Source organism: Actinophytocola sp. (assembly GCF_035634895.1).
Taxonomy (GTDB): domain Bacteria; phylum Actinomycetota; class Actinomycetes; order Mycobacteriales; family Pseudonocardiaceae; genus Actinophytocola.
Window position 1 is genome coordinate 19,539 of record NZ_DASQCC010000004.1, and the last position, 15,873, is coordinate 35,411.

Sequence of the window (15,873 nt, forward strand, 5' to 3'; positions counted from 1 at the left end):
CACAACGGTAGGTCAGGCAAGTGCCGCCGCAAACGCCGACCGCCGACCCACTCAGCGCGAGTCCCGCGTTCAGACATAGCGAGTCCCGCGTTCGCACACCCCGAGTTGCGGTTTGGTGCGGCTTCCCCGGAGGCCGGTCCTAGGCCTGAGCCAGGTCGGTGAAGCGGCTGTAGTGCAGCTGGTGCGCGACGGTGATGGTCGCCGTCGGGCCGGCGCGGTGTTTGGCCAGGATCAGGTCGGCCTCCCCGGCACGGGGGTCGTCGCGTTCGAAGGCGTCCGGGCGGTTGATCAGGATGACCATGTCGGCATCCTGTTCCAGGGAGCCGGACTCACGGAGGTCGGACAGCATGGGGCGCTTGTCGGTGCGTTGTTCCGGACCGCGGTTCAGCTGGCTGATCGCGACCACGGGCACCTCGAGCTCCTTTGCCAGCAGCTTGAGCTGCCGGGAGAACTCCGAGACCTCCTGCTGGCGGGACTCCACCCGCTTGCCGGACGTCATCAGCTGCATGTAGTCGACGACCACGAGCCTCAGGTCGTGCCTCTGCTTGAGGCGTCTGGCCTTCGCCCGGATCTCCATCATGGTCATGTTCGGCGAGTCGTCCACGAACAGCGGCGCCTCGCTGACCTCGCTCATCCGGCGGGCGAGCCGGGTCCAGTCGTCGTCGGTCATGCGGCCGCCACGCATGTCCTGCAGCCGGATCCTCGCCTCGGCCGACAGCATGCGCATCACGATCTCGGTGCGGCTCATCTCCAGCGAGAAGATGACGCTGGTCATCCGGTGCGCGATCGAACAGGACCTGGCGAAGTCCAACCCGAGGGTCGACTTGCCGATACCCGGGCGGGCCGCGACGATGATCATCTGGCCGGGGTGCAGGCCGTTGGTGACGGCCTCCAGGTCGGCGAAGCCGGTCGGGACGCCCAGCGAGGTGCCGCCGCGGGACGCGATCGCGTCGATCTCGTCCATGGTCGGCTGGAGGAGCTCCTCCAGTGCCACGTAGTCCTCGGTCATCCGGCGCTCGGTGACCTCGTAGATCGACGACTGCGCTCGGTCGACCACCTCGTTGATGTCCGCGCCCTCGGCGCCCGAGTACCCCAGCTGCACGATCCGGGTACCGGCCTCGACCAGCCTGCGCAGTGTCGCCTTCTCGGCGACGATCTCCGCGTAGTAGCTGGCGTTGGCGGCGGTCGGCACCGTCGCGATCAGGGTGTGCAGGTACGGGGCGCCGCCGACCCGGCGCAGCTCGCCGCGCCGTTCGAGCTCCGCCGCCACGGTCACCGCGTCGGCCGGCTCGCCGCGGCTGTACAGGTCGAGGACGCAGTCGTACACCAGCTGGTGCGCCGGGCGGTAGAAGTCGCCGGGACGCAGCACCTCGACCACGTCGGCGATCGCGTCCTTCGACAACATCATCCCGCCGAGAACGCTCTGCTCCGCCGTCAGGTCCTGCGGCGGCTGCCTGTCGAAACCGTTGCCGCTCTCGGGCGGACCCGTCGCGGCTGCCCGGTCATCGGTCAGAGCCACCGAATAGCCCCCTCAGATCTCGAACATAAGTTCGAACACCAACGATAAGCACCAGCGACGGCCGCGGCAAGACGCCCGGCCGGCCGTACACGCAGAGCGAGCGGACAAGCGGAACTTAGAGTGCGCCGAACCAGTCCGCAAACACACCGGTGGACAGACCTGTGGACAGCTCACGCCAACGAGTCACAGCCTGCCGTGGCACCTGTGGACAACTTGGGGACAGGTTGTGCGATCGCCAACGAAACCCCAGCTCAGGGGCGGTAGGCGAGGTGTGGAAAAACTCGGTCGGCGTGTCGCTGTGAAACGCGTCCTCGGCGTGTCGCGGGGCGTCCGCCGACGATGACCGGAAACAGACCCGTCAGCCCCGGCCGGGACGGTTACCCGGCGCGGGGCTGACCAGCAGATCAACTACTCTGTGTCACCCAAAACTAGTTGGCCGTGACCTCGAGCTTGAAGGAGACGGTGACATCCGGGTGCAGCCGGACGTTGACCGAGTGCTTGCCGACGGTCTTGATGTGACCCGACAGCTCGACCGAACGCCTGTCCAGCGCCGGCCCGCCGGCGGCCCTGACCGCCGAGACGACGTCGGCCGTGGTGACCGAGCCGAACAGCTTGCCGGACCCCGCGGCGGCCTTGGCCTTCAGCTTCACCGGGGAGATCTTCTCGATCGCCTCCTTGACCTCCGTCGCGTGGTCCAGGCCGCGGATGGCCCGGGCCCGTTGCGCGCGACGGATGGTCTGCACCTGCTTCTCGGCGCCCTTGGATGCGACGATTGCCAGCTGGCGGGGCAGCAGGTAGTTGCGCCCGTAGCCGTCCTTGACCTCGACGATGTCGCCCGGCCCACCGAGGCCGTCCACATCAGCGGTGAGGATGAGTTTCATGACAGCGGACTCCTTGCTCAGCGCGCGGTCGAGGTGTACGGCAGCAGCGCCATCTCCCGCGCGTTCTTCACCGCGATGGCGACGTCACGCTGGTGCTGGCTGCAGTTGCCGGTGACCCGGCGGGCACGGATCTTGCCGCGGTCGGAGATGTACTTCCGCAGCAGCGTGGTGTCCTTGTAGTCGATGTCCTGAAGGTCCGACTTCGACTTGGCCTTCTTCTCGGCCTTGCAGAACACGCAAACCTTCTTCTTGGGCTTGCGAATGGGTGGCTTTGCCACTGGTCTTTACTCCTCAGTCAAATCCCGAAGCTGTGAATCAGAAGGGCGGTTCGTCCGAGAACCCGCCGCCAGAGCCCGCCGGCGGGGCCGAGCCCCACGGGTCGTCGGCCGGGGCGCCACCGCCGTTGCCACCACCGCCGTAGCCGCCACCACCGCCGCTCCCGCGGGCCACCTTGTTGATCTTCGCGGTGGCGTAGCGCAGCGACGGGCCGATCTCGTCGACCTCGAGCTCGACGACGGTCCGCTTCTCACCCTCACGGGTCTCGAAGGACCGCTGCTTGAGCCGGCCGCTGACGATCACGCGCGCGCCCCTGGTCAGGGACTCCGCCACGTTCTCGGCGGCCTGCCGCCAGATGTTGCACCGCAGGAAGAGGGCCTCGCCGTCCTTCCACTCACCGGATGCCCGGTCGAGGGTGCGCGGCGTCGACGCGATGGTGAAGTTGGCGACCGCGGCACCGGACTGCGTGAACCGCAGCTCCGGGTCGGCGGTCAGGTTGCCGATAACGGTGATAACCGTGTCGCCGGCCATGTTGTACCTCCCGGTGTCAGGCCCCCGCGGGGTCGCGCCGCAGAACCTTGGTCCGCAGCACCGACTCCTGGAGCCCCAGCTGACGGTCGAGCTCCTTGACCGCATCTGGCTCGGAGTTCACATCGAGCACGGCGTAGATGCCCTCGGTGTGCTTCTTGATCTCGAACGAGAGGCGACGCTTGCCCCAGACCTCAACCTTCTCGACGTTCCCGCCCGAGGTGCGGATGACGTTGAGGAAGTTGTCCAGCGTGGGCTGAACCGTGCGCTCGTCGAGAGTGGGATCGAGGATGACCATAACCTCGTAATGACGCATGAAGACCACTCACCTCCTGTGGACTCGGCGGCCACGGACTCTCCGTGGCAGGAGGGGTCTTACGACGAACAGGCTACAGGGCGACCTGAGGGGCCCTGCGCAGCACCCAGGTACGGACGAGCGCGGCCGTCACGCCGGACAGCGCCAGCACGGCCAGGAGCACCGGGAACTCGACCCGCTGGTTCATCGGCGGTTTCAGCGCCTCCGCGCGGCCGGCCACCGACACGCCGTCGTCGGTGGTGTCGCCGACGATGCCGAACTCCGGGGAGTACCCGGGGACGCCGCCGCCGTACCGGACGCCCGGCGAGGGCGCCCACATGCCGGCGCGGGCGAACGGGATGTTCGAGTAGTCGGCCATCGGCGAGCGGCCGAAGTCCCACAGGCCCTGCTGGTAGAGCTGGAGGCCGAGGCCGTTCGTGCCGCCGGTGACCGGCTGGTTGGGCGAGGGCGAGCCACCACCGGGGGTGGTGCCGGGGTTCGAGCCGGGGCTGACGCCGGTGCCGGGCTTGCCGCTGCCCGGTGCGCCCGGGACGACCTGGCCCACGCCGGCCTCCGAGGCGTCCGCCACGGCCTTCGCGCCGTCCTGGACGGGTGCCGCGGCGCCGTTCACGCCGGTCACGGTCACCCCGCAGAGCGCGGTGAGCTGCTGCTGCACGCCGGTGGCGACCGCGGTGATGATGCCGCCGAGCAGGGGGATCTTCCGCAGTTCCGCGGTCACCGCGTTCGCGATGGTGGCGCCGGTGATGTATCCGGTGCCGTTGGGCAGCGCGCCGATCGGGATGGGCGGCAGCGCGGCGAACGCCTGGTTGGCGGCTCCCGCGAGGGGCGGTCCGAGGATGGGCACCGCCCGCACGGCGTCGGTGACGATGCCGAGCACGGCCGACGGCGCGAGGGAGACGGGCTGGCCGGGGGTGCCCTGGACGCTGGTGGCGCAGCTGCCGATGACGATCGGCTCCGCCGCGACGGCCGTGCCGCTACCAGCCAGAAGAACTGCCAGCGAGGTGGCGAAAACGAGCGCGACCGCGGAGACGACTTTGTTCACACGTCGGCGCATCTTCCCTCCCGGACACACACCTGGATACTCGCGGGTAACACCTTTTCAACGACGTTAACCGCACTTGGTGACGATGACCAGGCAGATTGGTCGCCAGGGCGGCGCGCGTTCCGCCGTCCGGCCCAACCGGCGGGACCTCCATACTCCCCTCGGCGCGGCCGACTACGCTCGCGGGCCATGAGCATCGGCGCCCACATCCACAGCGACGACCCTCTCGGCGCCGCACGGGAGCGGAACGCGGACGTCGTGCAGTTCTTCCTCGGTGACCCGCAGAGCTGGAAGGCACAGCCGCCGCATCCGCAGGCCGACGCGTTGCGCGAGGCCGGCATCGACGTGTTCGTGCACTCGCCGTACCCGGTCAACATCGCCTCGACGAACAACCGTATCCGCATCCCCTCCCGCAAGACCGTCACCCAGTACGCGGAGTCCGCCGCCAAGTCCGGCGCGAAGGGTCTCATCGTGCACGGTGGCCACGTCACGCAGGGCGAGGACCCCGCGGAAGGGCTCGTGAACTGGCGCAAGTTCTTCGCCCGCCAGGCCGAGGCAGGTGGCTTCCCGCTGCCGGTCCTGATCGAGAACACCGCGGGCGGCGAGAACGCCATGGCCCGCCGGTTCGACATGCTGGCGCGACTCTGGGACGAGGTCGGCGAGTTCGGCGCCGGGTTCTGCCTGGACACCTGCCACGCGTTCTCGGCAGGCGAGGACCTGGTCGGCATCGTCGAGCGGGTCAGGGCCATCACCGGCCGCATCGACCTCGTGCACCTGAACAACTCGCGGGACGAGTTCGGATCGTCGCGGGACCGGCACGCGAACATCGCGACTGGCATGATCGACGCCGAGCAGCTCGCCGCGGTGGTCAAGGAGGCCGGCGCGCCCGTCGTGGTGGAGACACCGGCCGACGGGCAGGCCGACGACATCGCGTTCCTGCGTGAGGCCACGGGACGGTGAGCATCGTGCCGGCCGGCGCCGCGGCGGCACCCGAGTCGCAACCGAGGTCAGGAGCGGACGTGCCCGAGGAGGTGGGCGCGGCGGGGGACGAAGCGCCCCGCCCGCCGAGCGTCGGTGTGCGGCTCACCTCGTTCGGCCTGATCGTGCTCATCGCGCTGTGCGGGATCACGCTCGTCCTCGGGTTCGTCAACAAGGACCGCTGCACGGGTCCCCGCTTCGACCAGTGGGGCCGCAGCCAGCCGGACTTCGACGAGCGCCGGTACCGGGACGTCTGCTACTCCGACATCCAGACCCTGTGGATCGGCCGGGACATCGACCGGCACGTGTTCCCGTACGTGCACGGCAAGCTGACCAACAAGGGCCAGCCGGTCGGCGGCGTGGTCGAGTACCCGGTGCTGACCGGCGTGTTCATCTGGGCGTCGGCGCTGTTCGCGCACACGGACGCGGACTTCCTGCTGTACTCGGCACTGCTGCTGGCGCCGTTCGGGCTGGCGACGGCGTGGCTGCTCGGCCGCATGTCCGGCTGGCGGGCCCTGTTGTGGGCGATCGGGCCGCCGCTGGTGCTGTACGCGTTCCACAACTGGGAACTGCCCGTGGTCCTGTGCGCGACCGCCGCGATCTACGTGGTGCACCACGGCTGGGGGTCGCGCGGCGCGAGCAGACCGCTGGCGACCAGGGCGACGGTCGCCGGGGTCCTGCTGGGGCTGGGCTTCGCGTTCAAGGTGTACCCGGCGATCTTCGCGCTGCCACTGATGCTGTACGTGCTGACCGGTGGCCGCGACCGCGCCGAGTTCGTCGAGGGGCGCAAGGGCCTCGACTGGCGCGGCGCGCTGCGGGTCGCGGGCGTCACGCTGGGGACCGCGATCGCGGTGAACGTGCCGTTCATGATCGCCGGGTTCGAGGGCTGGCGCGCGTCGTTCACGTTCCAGCTGCTGCGCAAGGCCGACATCACGACGAACTCGATCTGGTTCTGGGGGCTGCGGCCGGACTCGAACCCCGAGAACGTGCCGGTGCAGGAGCTCATCGGCGTGCTGTCGCCACTGCTGATGCTCATCTCGTTCGTGGTGGCGTGCACGGTCGGCTGGGTGCGGTACCAGAAGGAGGGCACGTACCCATGGGTGCCGGTGTCGGCGGCCATGCTGTGCGGGTTCCTGCTGCTGCACAAGGTGCACTCGCCGCAGTACACGCTCTGGCTGATCCCGATGTTCGTGCTGCTGCGGATCCGCTGGGGCTGGATCGTGGCGTACTTCGCCGCGGACCTGGCCATGGGGATCGGGATCTTCCGCTGGTACTACGAGATCTTCTACGGCAAGCACGGCGACATCTACAACGGGCTGGCGGCCCAGGCGGTCATGGTGGGCGTCTGGGGGAGGGCGGCACTGCTCGTCGGCCTGTTCTTCGCCTTCCTCACGTCGAAGGAAACGTTCCGCGAACGCTTGACAGCGTGACGGCCGACACGTTCGATGCGCGCATGGAAACAACGGATGGCACTGACGCGCGGATCCTGGCCAGTGCCTTCGTGCTGTCCGCGGTGGCGATCCCACTGGTGGGCCTGGTGGTCGTCCGCGACGCGCCGCACGACATGACGGCGAGCACCATGATCCCGCTGCTGCTGGCGGCGGCGGGCTTCCTGGTGATGATGCTGGTGGTGGACCCGGTGCTGACCCCGAGCGCGTTCCCCTCCCCCGGCGAGGTCCACGTCTGGCTGTCGAGGACGTTCACGTACCGCCTCCCGGCGATCGAGCTGCCCGTGCTGGCAGGCCTGGTGATCGCGGTGGCCGACCAGGAACGCGGCGTGCTGCTGATCGGCGCGTTCGGCTCCCTGATCCTGTCCGCGGTCTGGTGGCCGGGCGAACAGTTCTTCAACGCCATGCGCCGCCGCCTGCAACCCATGCGTGCCGACCATCTGATGGACGACCTGCTGACCAAGTCGAACGGCCGCCTGTTCCTCAGGTCGCGCTAGTCGACATTGACCTGTCCACAACCACTCGCGGTTGTCCACAGGTTGTCCACACCTAGGGTCAGGCTACGGGGACGGGCTCGCGGCGTTTCAACACGACCTTGTCCTCGGCGCCGTCCAGGACGCCGCCCGTCGGGTCGTCGTCGCCGGCCATGCGGACCAGGTCGCGGGCCGGATGGTAGATCTCGTAGACGACCAGGACACACAGGCCGAGCACCGCCAGGTCCCGCAGCACGACGAACGACAGGAACCAGTCGATCGGCAGGCCCTTCTTGTCGTCGCCGAGGTAGAACATCATGCGTGGCGCCCACACCAGCGCGTCCAGCGTCATCCACCCCAGCAGCAACCGCCACCGTGGTACGGCCAGGATCGCCAGGGGCACCAGCCACAGTGAGTACTGCGGGCTCCACACCTTGTTCGTCACCAGGAACGCGGCCACGACGAGGAAGCCCAGCTGCGCGACCCGCGGCCGCATCGGGGCGTGCATCGCCATGAACGCGATCCCCGCACAGCACGCCAGGAACAGCAGTGCGGTCACCGCGTTCAGCCAGGTCGGCATCTGGTCGAACGCCAGTGGACCGTCGAACCCCTGCCAGCCGGTGTACTGGCTGATCACGTTGTACAGCGAGTCCGGGTCGGCCCCGCGCAGGCTGTTGCGGTAGAAGAACTCCCACCAGCCGCGCGGGTACAGCAGGGCGATCGGCAGGTTCACCGCGGCCCACGTCAGCGCCGCGGCGCCCGCCGCTCGGTAGAACACCCGCATCCGGTCCGCCCGCAGGCACAGCACCAGCAGCGCCCCGAGCAGGAACAGGGGATACAGCTTCGCCGCGCCGCCCAGCCCCAGCAGCACGCCGGCGAGGACCGGGCGTTTTCGTGCCCACGCCAGCATGGCGGTCGCCGCGCAGGCGGTCGCGAGGGTGTCGAAGTTGGTGAAGGCATGCACCAGAACCAGTGGGGACGCCGCGATGAGCGCCGCGTCCCACGGGCGTCGCCGCGCCGTTCTCGTCACGGCCCAGATCGTCACCAGCCACGCCAGGGCCAGCCAGAACGCCGAGATGTCGAAGAACACCGTCACAGCCAGGCCGGTCGGTAGCCAGCCGGCGTTCGCGATGTTCAGCCAGCCGTCGGTCAGCTTCGCGTTCACCCACTGGAACAGGCCGGTCAGTACCGGGTACTCCATCCAGCGCTGGTGCTGCGTCGGCTTGCCCTCGTCGTCGTACCAGCTCGTCTGGTACGGGAAGCCACCCTTGTCCAGCTGCTCGGCCGAGTACAGCGGGATGATGTCGGAGTAGCACATGGCGGTGAACGGCCGGTTCGACCGCCAGTCCAGCTCCAGCTGCTTCGAGTCCTCGTTGTAGTACTGCTGTACGCAAGCGGCCTTGCCGAACCAGCCGACGGCCAGTCCGATGAGCGCGATCAGCAGCGCCACCCGCAGCGGCGTCCAGAACCAGTGCCGCCCGATCACCGCGTGCACGCCGAGCGGGCCACCGATCGGCGTGCTGCCCGCGCGGGCGATCGGCTCGGTCCACGTCGGGACGACGCGGTCCGACGGGCCGAGCGTCGCGGTGTCGCTGACGTTGCCGGGGCGGGTGTTCGCCGGCGCGACGGCACCGTCCCCGGTGGGGTCCGCGGTGTCGTCTGCGATGTCGTCGACCTCGTCAGCGGGCTCGGTCACGCGGCCGATGCTACTGGGGCCTCGATCTTCCTGCGGGCGCATACCTCTCCACAAAAGGACAGAGGCCCCACACGGGGGCCTCTGTCACGAATCACCGGCGGGCCGGTCAACCGCCGTCGTTGGTGTTGTTGTTGCCGCCGGGACCACAGAGCGGCGGACAGTTGTTGCCCGGGCCGTTCGGCTCGCTCGTCCCCGTGGGATCGCCGCCCGGCGACGACGGGTCCGTGGACGGGTTGTTCTGGTGGTCCGTCGGCGGGTCGTTCGTCTGGGTGTTGGTGTTCGGCGGCGGGTTGTCGCCGGAGTGCTTGTTGTCGCCGTCCTTCTTCTCGTCGCCGCCGACCTTGTCGCTGGCCGGCTTGCCGATCGGCTTGTACGGACCGAAGGACTGGTTACGTGCGCCCTGCAGGTAGGAGTTCATGAACTTCTGCCAGATGGGACCCGGCAGCGTCGCACCGTAGACGATCCTGCCTGTGTTGGTCTTGAGCGGCACCTGCTTGCCGTTCTCCTCGGCCGCCATCGACACCGCGACCGAGATCTGCGGGGTGTAGCCCACCATCCAGGCCTTGGCGTTGTCCGCGGTCTCACCCAGCTGGTGGGTACCGGTCTTGCCGGCGCAGTCCCGGTTGTTCGCGCACTCGACCTTCGAGTACTTCGGGATGGGCCGCAGCGACTCGGTGACGTTGCGGGCGATCATCTGGTTGTGGTTCAGGTCTTCCTTGTCGAACGCGGGCTGGCCCTGCGCGACCGACGCGGGCTGCTCCCAGAAGATCCCACCGTCTGGCGTCAGGATCTTGCTCACCAGGTGCGGCTTGCGGTGGATGCCGTTCGCGGCGAACGTGGCGTACGCCGAGGCCATCTCGATGGTCGACACGCGGGTCGTGCCACCACCGATGGCGATGTTGCCGTCCGGCGCTCCGCCGTTCGTGCCCTGGAGGTCCGTCTCGATGCCGGCCTGGTGCGCGGCGTTGGCGACGGCCTGGGTGCCGACCGAGTTCAGCGCGATGTCGTAGAACACGGTGTTGATGGACTTCTTCATCGCCAGCGAGACCGGACACTGCTTGCACGAGTTGTCGTTGCCCGCGTTGCGGATCTTCGGGCTGTCGGGACCGCCGAACTGGCGGGGGGAGCTGCCGTCGTACACCTCGCCGAGGCCCTTGCCCGTCTCCAGCAGCGCCACCAGGTCGAACGGCTTGAACGACGAGCCCGGCTCCTGCTGGGTGGCCGCCCAGTCGAGCCCGTTGCCGTTCTTGCCGCCGTAGTAGGCCACGACCTCGCCGGTGTCCGGCTTGACCGCCACCAGGGCCGGCAGCAGGTTGGGCGGCTGAGGCCCCATCACGGAGTTCACGGCTTCCACGGCCAGGTCCTGCGCGCGCTTGTCGATCGTGGTGACGACCGTGTAGCCGCGCTGCCGCAGCTGGGCGAGGGTCAGCTTCGTCTCGTCCTCGACCTCTTCGAGCACGGCCTTCTGGATGTGCGCGTTCGGGCCGCTGTCGACGCCGACCGGTCGGGACTCCTCGATCGGGATCAACGCCGGGTACGCCGCGGCCTGACGGTCGGTGGGCGACAGCCCGCCCTTCTCGGCCATCTGGCCGATCACGTAGTTCCAGCGCCGGTGCATGTAGGCCTCGTCCCGGAACTTGCCGGGGCTCTGGATCATGCCCGCGAGCAGCGCGGCCTCGGACGGCGTGACGTCCTTGAGCTGCTTGTCCCTGCCGAAGTAGGCCTTCGCGGCCGCGACGACGCCGTTCGCGCTGCGCCCGAAGTAGATCGTGTTGAGGTACGCCTCGAGGATGTCCTCCTTCGAGTACGTGTTGTTCATCTTGTAGGCCTTGACGACCTCGAGCGCCTTCCGGCTGTAGCCGCCGAGACCGCTGGCCTCGTCGTCGCCGGTGGCCTGCTTGATGTACTGCTGGGTGATCGTGGACCCGCCACCCCTGCCGCCGGTGACCTGGTTCCAGCCCGCGTTCAGCACGCCCTTGATGTCGAAGCCCGGGTTCGTCATGAACTCGGAGTCCTCCGCCGCGAACACGGCGTGCTTGACCACGTCGGGGATCTCGTCGTATTTCGCGAAGGTCCTGGCGAGGCCGTCCGACGGCACGATCTTCGAGAAGTCCGTGGCGCCGTCGTTGTACTTGAGCGTCACGACCTGCTGCTGCTGGGCGGCCACCGACTCCGGTGTCGGCACCTCGACGGTCTGGTAGGCGATGAAGAACCCGATGAGCGGCCCGATGATCATCAGCGCGGTGAGCACGTAGCCCCCGCGCCGCACCCGCCGCCAGATCTTCTTGCGCCGGTGCTTGCGGTCGCTGGCGGAGAGCGGCTGGTCCTCGTCCTCGTAGTCGAGGTCGGGATCGTCGTACAGCTCCTCGTCGTAGTCCGGCTCGCGGTGCGTGAGCAGGCCGGGCTCCGGGCCCGTGCTGCGGTGCGTCGGCGGCATGACCTCGGTCGGCCCGTTGGGGTCGACCCCCGGCCGGCCGGGGGGCATGCCCGGACGCGGCGGTCCCGCGGGACGCGGCCGGACCACCCGGGTGGCCTGACCGGGCGGCGGGCCCTGCTTGCCGGGCCGGCCGGGCGGCGGCGTGTGCGGTCCGGCGGCACGGCGGGCGTTCGGGGCCTCCTCGCCACTCGGCCACACGGGCGCGCCACCGTTGGGGGAGGCGTTCGCGGCGCGGCGCGGCGGTGACGGGCGGGGCGGCGAGGGCGGCTCGACGCGTCGTGCCGCGGCGGGGGGCTCGGCCTCCGGCCAGGCGTGGTCGCCGCCCTTGCGGGCGTGCGAGCCGGCGGATGCCTGGCCTTCGGAGTCGTTGCGCGCATGGCTGCCGGAGCCGCCGTGCCCGCTCGGGCGCTCGCGGCGGCCGTGTCCGCTCGCGGGCCGGGCAGGCGACTTGGCGTCATCGTCGTCGTCCCAGAGCGGGCTCCAGAAGCCGGTGCGGTCCTCCTGCTGCTGCGGCTTCTGTGGTGGCTTCGCCGCGCGCGGGGCCGGGTCCTCACCTGTCGGCCACGCAGGCTCATTCGCGCGATGCCGGTGGTTGCGATGGTCACTCACGATGAACAGGCCTCCCAGAGCAACGGGCGCCCATGCGCCCGCCGTGTGGTGGTCATCAGTCTCGGAGCAGGCAAAACGGTGGGTTTCACTCCGCCGCTGTCCTCCTCCGTGGCTTACGGGTGTCAAGTCCGCCCGTCCCCAGGACGTATGACTGCACCAGGTGGTTCCATCCACAGGTGCGACAAACTTCGACGACGTAGACGGTGAACTCGGCGAAGAGGGCGGCCATCCGCGCCAGCTCCTCCGGCGCCCGCGCCGAGCCGGACGCGTGCTTGAGCTCGTCACCGTATACCCAGGCGACCCTCGTCAGCGGCTCCTTGCGGCAGACGGGGCAGGTCACTTCGCTCGGCGTGCCGTGGAACTTGGCGGCCCGCAGCAGGTACGGGTTGGCGTCACACACGTCCATGGTGCCGACGCGGCCAGAGTGCACCTCCGCGAGCAGCGCCTTGCGCTGCAACGCGTAGTCGACCACCTGCCGCTGTGTACGCACGGGGGACAGCCTACGCGGCGCCGTTATCACGTTCACGTGCTGTTTGGTGTACGGCACGCTGACCTGTCGCCACTCTGCGTTGAAGAAGTGATGTGCGCGCACTTTGTCAACGGCACTGACCTGCGACTGATCATCACGCCCCGCCGCCGCCTCGCCGACCCGGCCCGGCGTGATCACGACCACGCCTGCTTTCCGGACACCCCGCAGATGTATCGGCGCGATATAGTGAGCCCGTAGGTCGGTGCGATCGATTGGGGAGGTCGAATGCTCGAGTTCGCCATCCTCGGGCTGTTGCACGAGGCCCCCATGCACGGCTACGAGCTGCGCAAACGACTTTTCGACATGCTCGGCACGCTGCGTGCGTTCTCGTACGGCTCGCTGTACCCGACACTGCGCCGGCTGCTCAAGACCGGGTTGATCGTCGAGGAGGACCCGCAGGAGGCCGCCACGCGCGGCACGTGGGGCAAGCGCGCCAAGCGCGTCTACAAGCTCTCCGCGGAGGGCAAGGAACGCTTCGCCGAGATGCTCGCCGACGTCGGCCCCCAGGCCTACGACGACGAGGGGTTCGGCGTTCACATGGCGTTCTTCTCCCGGACGCCGGCCGAGATCAGGATGCGCATCCTCGAAGGTCGCCGGCGTCGGGTGGAGGAACGGCGAGAGGGACTGCGTGCCTCGATGGCGCGGGCGGGTGAGCAGATCGACCGCTACACCCGGGAGCTGCATCGGCTCGGTCTGGAGGCCAGTGAGCGGGAGGTTCGCTGGCTCAACGAGCTGATCGCGGAGGAACAGAGGGAGCAGAAGGAACGGCAGGACGGCGTCGAGTAGACGCCGGCAGGTCAGTGCGGATCTGCACTCGACATCGCCGCGGCACGGGAGAGGCCGCGGCACTAGAAGGGAGTACCGGCATGGGCGAGAAGCGCAGTGTCCGGGTCGCGATCGTCGGGGTTGGCAACTGTGCGGCTTCGCTCGTGCAGGGTGTGCACTACTACCACGACGCGGACCCGGCGACCCGTGTCCCCGGCCTGATGCATGTTCAGTTCGGCGACTACCACGTGCGCGACGTCGAGTTCGTCGCCGCGTTCGACGTCGACGCCAAGAAGGTCGGCCGCGACCTGTCCGAGGCGATCGTCGCGAGCGAGAACAACACGATCAAGATCTGCGACGTGCCGCCGCTGGGCGTCACGGTGCAGCGCGGCCACACGTTCGACGGTCTCGGCGAGTTCTACCGCGACATCATCACCGAGTCCGACGAGAAGCCGGTGGACGTCGTCGCCGCGCTGCGTGAGGTCCAGGCCGACGTGCTCGTGTCGTACCTGCCCGTCGGTTCGGAAGAGGCGGACCGGTTCTACGCCCAGTGCGCGATCGACGCGGGCGTCGCGTTCGTCAACGCGCTGCCGGTGTTCATCGCGTCCGACCCGGAGTGGGCGGCCAAGTTCACCGACGCCGGCGTGCCGATCATCGGCGACGACATCAAGTCCCAGGTCGGCGCCACCATCACCCACCGGGTGCTGGCCAAGCTGTTCGAGGACCGCGGGGTCGAGCTGCTGCGGACCTACCAGCTCAACTTCGGCGGCAACATGGACTTCATGAACATGCTGGAGCGCAAGCGCCTCCAGTCGAAGAAGATCTCCAAGACCCAGTCGGTCACCTCCCAGATCCCGCACGAGATGGCCAAGGCGGACGTCCACATCGGCCCGTCGGACCACGTGCCCTGGCTCGACGACCGCAAGTGGGCCTACGTGCGGCTCGAGGGCAAGGCGTTCGGTGACGTGCCGCTGAGCCTTGAGTACAAGCTCGAGGTCTGGGACTCGCCCAACTCGGCCGGCGTGATCATCGACGCCGTCCGGGCCGCGAAGATCGCCCTGGACCGCTGCATCGGCGGCCCGGTCACCTCGGCGTCGTCGTACTTCATGAAGTCCCCGCCCGAGCAGTACTCGGACACCGAGGCCTACGACGCGGTGGAGAGGTTCATCGCGGGCGAGCTGGAGCGCTGACCTAACCGGTCCGCTGGTCCGCGCGGTGGTCGTACGCCGCGCGGGCCTCGCCGATCTCGTCGGCGTGCTCGATGGCCCAGCTCATCAGGCCGCACACGTGGCCGAGCAGCGTCTGGCCGAGCTTGGTGAGCCGGTAGTCGACCCGAGGCGGCACGACGGGGTGCACGGTCCGCTCGACCATGCCGTCGCGCTCGAGTGCCCGCACGGTCGAGGTCAGCATGCGCTGGCTGATGCCGGGGATCCCCCGCTGCAGCTCGGTGAACCGCATGACGGGTTTGCCGCCGAGCTGATGGATGACCGCGATCGACCACTTGTCACCGATGCGGTCCAGGATCTGTCGCGTGTAGCACAGTCGCGCGTGTTCCGCGTCCTCCACCTGCACGGTTACCTCCACCTCAGTGACGCAGAAAAAGGTGCGATCTTTCGCATCCCACCATAGTTCCTCACGATGGGGTCAGTTACCAATAGGAACTGACTGCTGAAGGGGAACCATGACCATCGAAGCGCTCCCGGTCGACGACACGTTCGCCGCCGTGGCCGACGACGAGGCGCTCAGCCGCGCGGCGAAGGGCCTGCGCGAGCGCGGGCTCTCCGCCCATGTCGTCGACACTGTCGCCGACGCCCGCGTGCTCGTCCGCGACCTGCTCCCGCGCGACAAGGCGATCTTCACCAGCGCCAGCGAGACGCTGCGGCACTCGGGCCTGCTCGCTGACATCGACGACGGCGAGGAGTTCATCTCCGTGCGCGGCCGGCTCGCGGACGTCGACCCGAAGGACATCCGCAGGCAGATCACCATGGGGGCCGCCCCGGAGGTCGTCATCGGCAGCGTCCACGCCATCACCGAGGACGGGATCATGGTCGTCGCCTCGGCCACCGGCAGCCAGTTCGGGCCGTACGCGGCCGGCGCCGAGAAGGCGTTCTGGGTCGTCGGCGGGCAGAAGATCGTGCCGGACCTCGACACCGCCTTCCGCCGCGTCCGCACCTACACCTACCCGAGGGAGCACGACCGGCTCCGCCACCTGGGCTTCGAGTCGTTCATCGGCAGGCTGCTCGTGCTGGAGCGCGAGTACGACCCCACCCGCGGCACGGTCGTCCTGGTCCGGGAGGAGATCGGCTTCTAGTCCGCCGTACCAGCGGTTGTTAAGACTCCCTTTACCCGCACTATGCCTTCCGATGGGATAGGCCA

The 15,873-nt window shown here is 68.9% G+C and carries 16 protein-coding genes; 6 read left to right on the forward strand and 10 right to left on the reverse strand.

The annotated features are described in order from the left end of the window. Nucleotides 1–139: 139 nt before the first annotated feature. The 6 genes from dnaB to VET29_RS00825 all read right to left on the reverse strand — a co-directional run bounded on the left by dnaB (nt 140) and on the right by VET29_RS00825 (nt 4,574). Nucleotides 140–1,519, reverse strand: coding sequence for a replicative DNA helicase (gene dnaB, locus VET29_RS00800; RefSeq protein WP_324913250.1), 1,380 nt, complete (start codon nt 1,517–1,519; stop codon nt 140–142). Nucleotides 1,520–1,947: 428 nt separating this feature from the next. Beyond that, nucleotides 1,948–2,400 (reverse strand): 50S ribosomal protein L9, encoded by a 453-nt coding sequence (rplI, locus tag VET29_RS00805; protein ID WP_324913252.1) that lies wholly within the window; start codon nt 2,398–2,400, stop codon nt 1,948–1,950. A gap of 17 nt (nt 2,401–2,417) precedes the next feature. Further along, on the reverse strand, nt 2,418–2,678 hold the full coding sequence (rpsR, locus tag VET29_RS00810) for a 30S ribosomal protein S18 (RefSeq protein ID WP_133904028.1): 261 nt from the start codon (nt 2,676–2,678) through the stop codon (nt 2,418–2,420). A 37-nt stretch (nt 2,679–2,715) separates the two neighbouring features. Beyond that, nucleotides 2,716–3,207 carry a single-stranded DNA-binding protein gene (locus VET29_RS00815; RefSeq protein WP_324913257.1) on the reverse strand — a complete coding sequence of 164 codons (492 nt, stop codon included), beginning with the start codon at nt 3,205–3,207 and terminating at the stop codon, nt 2,716–2,718. A gap of 16 nt (nt 3,208–3,223) precedes the next feature. Next, nucleotides 3,224–3,520 (reverse strand): 30S ribosomal protein S6, encoded by a 297-nt coding sequence (gene rpsF / locus VET29_RS00820; RefSeq protein ID WP_324913322.1) that lies wholly within the window; start codon nt 3,518–3,520, stop codon nt 3,224–3,226. A gap of 73 nt (nt 3,521–3,593) precedes the next feature. Then, on the reverse strand, nt 3,594–4,574 hold the full coding sequence (locus VET29_RS00825) for a hypothetical protein (RefSeq protein ID WP_324913259.1): 981 nt from the start codon (nt 4,572–4,574) through the stop codon (nt 3,594–3,596). A gap of 177 nt (nt 4,575–4,751) precedes the next feature. Between VET29_RS00825 and VET29_RS00830 the strand changes: the two genes are divergently transcribed. Genes VET29_RS00830 through VET29_RS00840 form a run of 3 tightly spaced genes read left to right on the forward strand, consistent with a single transcriptional unit; the run spans nt 4,752 to nt 7,485 of the window. Continuing rightward, nucleotides 4,752–5,522 carry a deoxyribonuclease IV gene (locus tag VET29_RS00830; RefSeq protein ID WP_324913261.1) on the forward strand — a complete coding sequence of 257 codons (771 nt, stop codon included), beginning with the start codon at nt 4,752–4,754 and terminating at the stop codon, nt 5,520–5,522. A gap of 59 nt (nt 5,523–5,581) precedes the next feature. Continuing rightward, nucleotides 5,582–6,970 (forward strand): glycosyltransferase family 87 protein, encoded by a 1,389-nt coding sequence (locus VET29_RS00835; RefSeq protein WP_414636428.1) that lies wholly within the window; start codon nt 5,582–5,584, stop codon nt 6,968–6,970. Nucleotides 6,971–6,993: 23 nt separating this feature from the next. Then, nucleotides 6,994–7,485 (forward strand): hypothetical protein, encoded by a 492-nt coding sequence (locus VET29_RS00840; RefSeq protein WP_324913263.1) that lies wholly within the window; start codon nt 6,994–6,996, stop codon nt 7,483–7,485. 58 nt (nt 7,486–7,543) lie between these two features. Here VET29_RS00840 and VET29_RS00845 read toward each other — a convergent pair whose 3' ends face one another. From VET29_RS00845 to VET29_RS00855, 3 genes are all read right to left on the reverse strand, one after another. After that, complete coding sequence (locus tag VET29_RS00845) at nt 7,544–9,157, reverse strand: glycosyltransferase family 87 protein (RefSeq protein WP_324913265.1); 1,614 nt, start codon at nt 9,155–9,157, stop codon at nt 7,544–7,546. Nucleotides 9,158–9,263: 106 nt separating this feature from the next. Beyond that, entirely contained in the window at nt 9,264–12,203 is a 2,940-nt protein-coding gene (locus VET29_RS00850) for a transglycosylase domain-containing protein (RefSeq protein ID WP_324913267.1), read from the reverse strand. An 85-nt stretch (nt 12,204–12,288) separates the two neighbouring features. Next, nucleotides 12,289–12,693, reverse strand: coding sequence for a DUF5318 domain-containing protein (locus VET29_RS00855; RefSeq protein WP_324913269.1), 405 nt, complete (start codon nt 12,691–12,693; stop codon nt 12,289–12,291). A gap of 264 nt (nt 12,694–12,957) precedes the next feature. Between VET29_RS00855 and VET29_RS00860 the strand changes: the two genes are divergently transcribed. After that, complete coding sequence (locus VET29_RS00860) at nt 12,958–13,518, forward strand: PadR family transcriptional regulator (RefSeq protein WP_324913271.1); 561 nt, start codon at nt 12,958–12,960, stop codon at nt 13,516–13,518. 80 nt (nt 13,519–13,598) lie between these two features. Next, nucleotides 13,599–14,687, forward strand: coding sequence for an inositol-3-phosphate synthase (locus VET29_RS00865; protein ID WP_324913273.1), 1,089 nt, complete (start codon nt 13,599–13,601; stop codon nt 14,685–14,687). Between the two features lies 1 nt (nt 14,688). Here the strand turns inward: VET29_RS00865 and VET29_RS00870 are convergent, their stop codons facing one another. After that, nucleotides 14,689–15,069 carry a helix-turn-helix domain-containing protein gene (locus VET29_RS00870; protein ID WP_324913275.1) on the reverse strand — a complete coding sequence of 127 codons (381 nt, stop codon included), beginning with the start codon at nt 15,067–15,069 and terminating at the stop codon, nt 14,689–14,691. 109 nt (nt 15,070–15,178) lie between these two features. Between VET29_RS00870 and VET29_RS00875 the strand changes: the two genes are divergently transcribed. Further along, nucleotides 15,179–15,808: an LUD domain-containing protein gene (locus VET29_RS00875; RefSeq protein WP_324913277.1), complete on the forward strand. Its 630-nt coding sequence runs from the start codon at nt 15,179–15,181 to the stop codon at nt 15,806–15,808. Nucleotides 15,809–15,873 lie beyond the last annotated feature (65 nt).